Annotated in this window: 4 protein-coding genes and 1 pseudogene; 1 reads left to right on the top strand and 4 read right to left on the bottom strand. The window is 33.7% G+C overall.

Annotated features, from left to right (window positions below):
* Nucleotides 1-12 precede the first annotated feature (12 nt).
* The 4 genes from H603_RS16725 to H603_RS0111140 all read right to left on the bottom strand — a co-directional run bounded on the left by H603_RS16725 (nt 13) and on the right by H603_RS0111140 (nt 5,383).
* Nucleotides 13-3,273 (bottom strand): hypothetical protein, encoded by a 3,261-nt coding sequence (locus H603_RS16725; protein WP_157510432.1) that lies wholly within the window; start codon nt 3,271-3,273, stop codon nt 13-15.
* A 62-nt stretch (nt 3,274-3,335) separates the two neighbouring features.
* Nucleotides 3,336-3,866 (bottom strand): DUF4402 domain-containing protein, encoded by a 531-nt coding sequence (locus tag H603_RS0111150; protein WP_026708682.1) that lies wholly within the window; start codon nt 3,864-3,866, stop codon nt 3,336-3,338.
* Between the two features lie 53 nt (nt 3,867-3,919).
* Nucleotides 3,920-4,771 (bottom strand): fimbrial biogenesis chaperone, encoded by an 852-nt coding sequence (locus H603_RS0111145; RefSeq protein ID WP_051219278.1) that lies wholly within the window; start codon nt 4,769-4,771, stop codon nt 3,920-3,922.
* A 96-nt stretch (nt 4,772-4,867) separates the two neighbouring features.
* Nucleotides 4,868-5,383, bottom strand: a complete 516-nt coding sequence (locus tag H603_RS0111140) for a DUF4402 domain-containing protein (RefSeq protein WP_026708680.1) — start codon at nt 5,381-5,383, stop codon at nt 4,868-4,870.
* 701 nt (nt 5,384-6,084) lie between these two features.
* Here H603_RS0111140 and H603_RS17330 point away from each other — a divergent pair.
* Nucleotides 6,085-6,808: pseudogene (locus H603_RS17330) on the top strand (ISAon1 family transposase); the annotation flags it as partial.

Here is a 6,808-nt window from a genome sequence, read left to right as displayed (position 1 = left end):
ATAAAGTGAGTACTATTTTTTAGGCAAGCTATACCTAACACCCTCTACATACTTCACAATAAAAGCATCTTGGATCCCTTTACTAGTTATTTTAAATTTCATTTTTTTTGCCTCGTTAAATGTTTCAAATTTTCCTGAAACATATCTTATTAGATCACCTTCTATTAATTCATAGTAGACAGGTTGAAACTCTTCAAGACGGCTCGAAGGCACGTAGTTTTTGAAAGTTCCTATTTGTATGCTAAAAAAAGCTTCTTTATTATCGAAAATCCTTCCGAAGGAAATATTTTTTCTGGTCGTAGTCTGCTTTTCTCCTAAAATGGGATTGGCAATATTGCTGAAATCATTTTGCTTTTTATCATTAGATTCAGCATTCAGAATTACCTTCCCATCTTGGTACTCTACTATTGATGTATTGAAAATCCCTCTAAAAACTAAGATGTTTTTTGCAATAACAGCTCTCTCTTTAGTATCAAATAGCCCATAATAATATTGAACAGTACCATCACCCCCATCTTCGTAAAAAACTGTATCCAGATTCTCTAACTTTTTAGGCAGATTATGATCTTTATAGTCGCCAACTTTCACTGTAAAATAAATTTTGTCGCTTTCTACATTTTGCTCAAATGGTGCTACCGTTTTATTACTTAGCGAATTTTCCTCTACTACTTTATCAACAGGTTTCGCTATATTAAAAGTGGAGGATAGACTTTTCTCTCTACTTGTAATATAAAAATCCAATCCTTCTAGGACTGTCCCGTCTTCAGTTATATCGATAGCTATTTCGTGTGACTTAGGACTAGATTGATAATCTAGATTATTCAGTTGTTTTGCATCAGGGAGAACGGTGTACTTCCCTGGTTTTAGTCCTAAATAATTGAAATATCCATCTGACTCGCTTAATACTTCAGCAACTTTTTTACCCACTGAATTAAATATCTGTACTGAGATTCGACCCAACCCTTTTGACTGATTGGCTTTATTCATAAATACCGTACCACCTATTTCGCCCATAACGACAATAGGCACTTCTACTTTCTTGTACTGATTAGGATCTACTAAAATTTGGTAACTATGATTTTTAAATTTCCATGAAATATTTTCCAATTCGGCATCTGAAAATTCTATGTTATATTTTACGAAAGCATTTAAATCAGAAATTCTTATAATAGAATCTTTCTGACTAATAACTGCTTTAGCTCCAGATATTCTCACGTTATTTAGCAAAACTATTTTTTCCCCATCATCACGTTTTCCATTTTGATTAAGATCTAAATAGGGGTATAGCAAAATACCTCCTTTACCTAACGCCGAATTATTCCCCTTATTAACATAACCATTATTGCCTCCAAAAGTCAAACTTCCCTGAGCACCTTGAGCTAAATTCATATTGTTATTTGCATAGGTAGCTGATACATTTGTACGAGCATAAGGCAAATCGTATTTAAGATTGAAAAATAAGTTGTCTGTTGAGAACTGTACATTGCGTTCATAAGAAGCCGAAAAAGACATCTTCGCCAAACGTTTTTCAAGATCTGCTCTAAAACGTATCATATTAGAATCACTCACATTGTATTGAAATGAAGGCCGAATTGTGAATCCATTTCTCAGGCGATGTGCAAAAACAACAGTGGTGCTTATGAATGGATCCTTATCGGTAATCCAGTTAGAAGACAATGAAACATTAGATGAATAATTTTTATAGCGACCAGAAAAAACAGCATTAAACTGATTGAAATTAAAAGTATCGTAGCCATATTGCATAAAATTAAACTGTGTACTCCCTGAGATTTTCGAACTTTTAAATGGTAAAGTCAACTGGACTCTGAGTTCTTCATTAGTTATATTCAAAGTAGCTCTCTGACCTTCCACATAATTAATATAATCAACCTCTAAAAATGTGCTTTGTCCAAAGTAATAATTTAACAACCCGCCATAACTTACACCATTAGCATATTTCATTTTAAGAACCATTTTAGTAAATGGTTGATAGGCCACATTTGCAAATGGAATGGCTGGCTGATCAATTATAGATGATAAATACTCTATTCCTCCACCTACAGTTAGCGATTTAGTTACACCATAATTGAATTCTCCTCTACCAAACTGACTCCCTCTATCATCTTCTAATACACCGCCTGTTACGTTGTACTCCATAACATTTTCAGGCATAAAAGTATATGGAGTATTCATGGTACGCTCTTCTACGCGCTCTTCGCCTAATAACCCATAAAACTTTAATTTTAGTGTAGTATAACCATATATAATTGGGACCTCAAAAATATACAACCCAGAAGCATCAGATGCCGTATAATTTATAAGAACATCGTTTAAATAAAGCTCTACCGTCCAGTTAGGTTCAGTATAATCTCTAATAATATAAGAGCCTTTTGCTTTTCTAATTGTATTAGGTGAATTAGTAATAGTTGCTCCTACTAAAGGCGCACCCAAAAATGAAATACTTTGTGCTGGAACTTTACCAACTTGAGCCTGCTTTATGATTTTACTCTCATTATCGATCCATCGCCAGTTGTAGTAAAGTTGTCTACGATCAAACTTAACTTGATCATAATATGCAAAACCTACTTTAGCTTCACCATATAATAACTCTGTACCTAAACCAAGAGCGTAATTATTGAATGACTTTTGCCCCCCTATTTGGCTCAAATTAACTCCCCAATCAATAGCCAATCCTTTTAATAAGTGATAGTTTCTACCAATAATAGTGTCAGATTTCACTTCATTTTGTGTCTGCAACAACGATACATTTTGTCTTATTTTCTCTAATCTAGTCTTTTTTACTAACGGTAACTCAAAATTTGCATCCATTACAATAGATAAAGAGCGGTAATTGAAAATCATATTAAAACCAAATGCTTCGTTAAGCACTGTTGATTCTACGAATATTGCAGCTGATTCTTTAGTAAATCCATTTGGCGAGCGAATTGTATTTTGGTCAATTGTGATTTGTTTTTCTTCGAAATCAATTACATAAGGTCTATTCTCATTTTCAATGAAACCAGTGAATTTATCATTTGTTCGTACGCACAAAATCCCTAATTTATCAAACAAATCGTTGACATCAATATAAATTCTGTTCCTATCCGTGATAAGAACATCCGCCTCTATCCGCCCATATCCCTTAATAAAAATTTCTACTGGTATTTCGTCAATTGACATTATAGGATCTAGCTTTATAACTTTGTTTATCGGATTCTCTGCAGCATGACCAACTGCAAAAACCATAAAAATAAGCAACAAAAACAGCCTCATGCAGATTTTTTCAGCACGCTGACTGACTTCAGTTTTGAAAATATTTATTTTTATTCCGGCCATTATTGTTGGGTAAAAGTCATAGGAAAACTCCCGACATAAATTCCTGGTACAGCATTAGCCGGTACAATAAGAGTACCTCCTGCTCGAAGTATTGTTGTAAATGTACAGTTTGTATCCACTGCAAATGAACTGCCATTTTTCAATATGTCGCCCAAGCCATCTCTCTTAGCTTCACCAATTACTAGCTCTAATTGACCACCATTACTACCGTTAATATATACAGAGTACACATTGCTCAGTGTAACAGTCCTACCTTGACACAGCTTAATTTCAAATATCGCAGGAGTCACAGAGCTAGTATTAACAGATATAACTCCACCAGTTGTAGTTACATTTCCCTGAAAGTCTACTTTGATGGAACCCGCACTAGTTACATAAAATGTACCAAAGTCGATAGGTTGTGTAGGTACTACTGTAATTTCACGTTGTGGTAATCCCGGCTGTGCATTTGAATTATTTATAAAAAGAAAAAACATTGCCAGTAATAGCAAATGCAAAAATCGGTATTGATTACTTTTTATCTTTATCATTATTCAGTCCGGTTTACTGATCGGCAATGCAAATCACTTATCGCAAGTTTGCTTTACAAATTCAAATCAGCTTCTGCAAGAATTTTTTTGCTCTCATTCTCAGTAAATACAACTTTAAACGAACCTCCTCTAAAATTTACATTACTTAGTGTATTAAGTGTAACTTTCATATTACGTACGGTCCCTGGAAGATATAGTCCAATACCTTTAACAGAACCTACTTCGTACAGCCTGCCATTTGGGGTTATGTAAGTAATTACAAAATCACCATAAGCAGACATATTACCAGTCCTATTTAATTTAAAAGCAAGGAAATTCTCTTGGTCTTTGCTTTTTGAATAAGAAATTTCAGAAATCGATAAATACGTTTTATCCTCTCCTTTACGTATGATACATGCTATAGAAATCCCAAAAATGGCCTCAAGTTTCACAGAAACCAAAGACTCATTAGCTTTAGTTGCCGTACCTAATGCCGTTTTTTCTTGCTCAGCTCTAAAATATAAGTGTGATCGATATTCCCCATCGGCAATATTCTCTGTGTTATACAGCTGTACTTTTAAAATTTGCGATTCATTGGGTCCCAATTTAACAATGCGAGGGTAAAGACGCACATAAGGCGAAGCAAAATGTAAATTTTCCTCTTCCTTCTCTATAGGCAGTAGTTCCCCGTCCTCCTTCATCTTATATTCTATGAACGAAATGTTATACACTGCACTGTCTTTTCCAGTATTAGAAAGTACTAATTTTTCTGTCTTTTTTTTACCATCAAATAAGATTCGTTTAGGGTGTATCACTAGGTTTCCCTGAGCTAACAATGAATGTCCAAATAAGAGGCAAAAAATTAATAAAAAGGCGGTACGCAAAAGTTGCGGAGATAAAGTGAGAACCTTGATTTCTGTATTCATTGCAATTACAATTTACATACTGGTTACATTAAAGCAAGAAAAACCCAAATACACAACACATTGTGGTATTTGGGTTAAAGCTTAACAAAAGGATTTTTAATTATAGTTAACAGTAACCTTCAAGTCAGCTGTATTTGTATATACTCCTGCTAGTTGAGATCCCACTAAATTTAATTTACCACCTACGAAGATATCTTGTGTACCTCCCGTCAGCGTTCCAGCAGCACCTATACTGTTGCCGATATTTGTTACTTGCATTACACTAGTTGTATTAGTGTGTGTCAGAGTAATTGCTGTTGGTATGCTTATAGAATAGGCATAACCAGCCTTACCAGTAACTGTAAATTTAGCAGAAGCAATTGTTCCTGGAGAAGCAGTTGAAAAGGAAGCTCCACCTGTTGCCACTCTTCCACTTGCATAATCTAAAGTAACAGTTCCGTCAGTTCCATTTGTCGAAATATCACCAAAGTTCATATCGACAACTTTTGTAATGGCAATAGGTGTGATAATAGTCGCAGTTGCTGTAGCAGCTCCACTTACTACGGTTTGAGCAAAAGCGCTACTTGCAGAAGCAGCGATAGCTAGGATTGTCAATAGAGTAATTTTTTTCATAATACATTTGAGGTTAAATTATTGTTTGGGAATAATTTTTAAAAATTATCTTAATTTTTACTCAAAGATTACAGATAACATTTTTAAAATAAAAATATAATGCAAAAATCAGCATACTTTATCGACTAACTACAATGAAAAATGATTTATTACAGTTATACCTTACGTTAAATTTTGTGCAATATAAAATTTTTAATAAAAAGTTAACATATTAGAACAAGTTGAGACGATTTCAAAATATTAATAATCGTCTGTAGTTTTCGAGTTTGATAAAGTAATTTAAGATCTATCACTTAACGTTTGATCGTCCCTTCAAGATTTAAACATAGTCGCTTGAATAACAGATTAAATGATAAATAATCACTTTACCGTTAGCTATCCGGAGTAGCATTCTGGTCAAAGGAACATATAGCACTCAATAATTTGCAACTTTTATTAATAAGAAATTAATGGATAATATACATCTTAGATAACTTGTAATTGGAGGTTTCTATGGCGTTAATGGTAAAAACTTCAAAGACGATAAAATAACATCTTAATTTTTAGTGCTCAGAAACCTAGAGAGCATGCACGCCAATGGATTAAATATCCCCAAAACATGGAAACTTATTTAGCTATTGACGAAGTATCCATATCTTAAGCCGACCTATACTTTATTGTCACCAGTAAAAAGGCTAAGGGCAAAAAAGGTTCGTTGGTAAGTGGCAATTGTTAGTGGAACTAAGACAGAACAAGTGATAGAACAAGTCAGTAAAATTGACTCTAAAAAAAGACAGGCAGTTATAGAAATCACTCTTGATATGGCTAATTCCATGAAGTTGATAGCTAAAAAATGTTTTCCAAAAGCTATACAAGTAACAGATCGTTTTCATGAACAGAAATTAGCATTAGAAGCTTTACAAGAAATTAGAATCAAGTACCGATGGGAAGCAATGGACAGAGAGAATCACGCCATACTACAAGCTAAATCAGAAAACAGAGTACATACTCCCCAACTTTTAAACAATGGAGATACTGTAAAACAATTATTAGCCAGAAGTCGATATATACTGTATAAATCTAGAGAAAAGTGGACTAATAACCAACAAGAAAGAGCACATCTATAATTTGAATTATACCCTGATGTAAAGAAAGCTTATATTTTATCCCAGCAACTACGAGGTATCTACAACAATGATAAAACTGTAGCGATGTTGAAATTAGCGCATTGGTACAGAAAAGTAGAAGAATCTGGATTTAAGAACTTCAATATTGTTCTCAATACGATAACGGTTAATTACCAATCAATACTAAATTACTTTGATAATCAAAGCACAAATGCTTCAGCTGAATCCTTTAATGCTAAAATTAAAGCTTTTAGAAGTCAATTCAGAGGAGTTAGGAAAATTGATTTTTTCCTGTTTAGATTATCTAATCTTTTTGCCT

The sequence above is a fragment of the Flavobacterium frigidarium DSM 17623 genome, from assembly GCF_000425505.1.
GTDB classification, from domain to species: domain Bacteria; phylum Bacteroidota; class Bacteroidia; order Flavobacteriales; family Flavobacteriaceae; genus Flavobacterium; species Flavobacterium frigidarium.
Note: the sequence above shows the minus strand (reverse complement) of the source record. Positions and strands in the feature narration are given on the sequence as shown.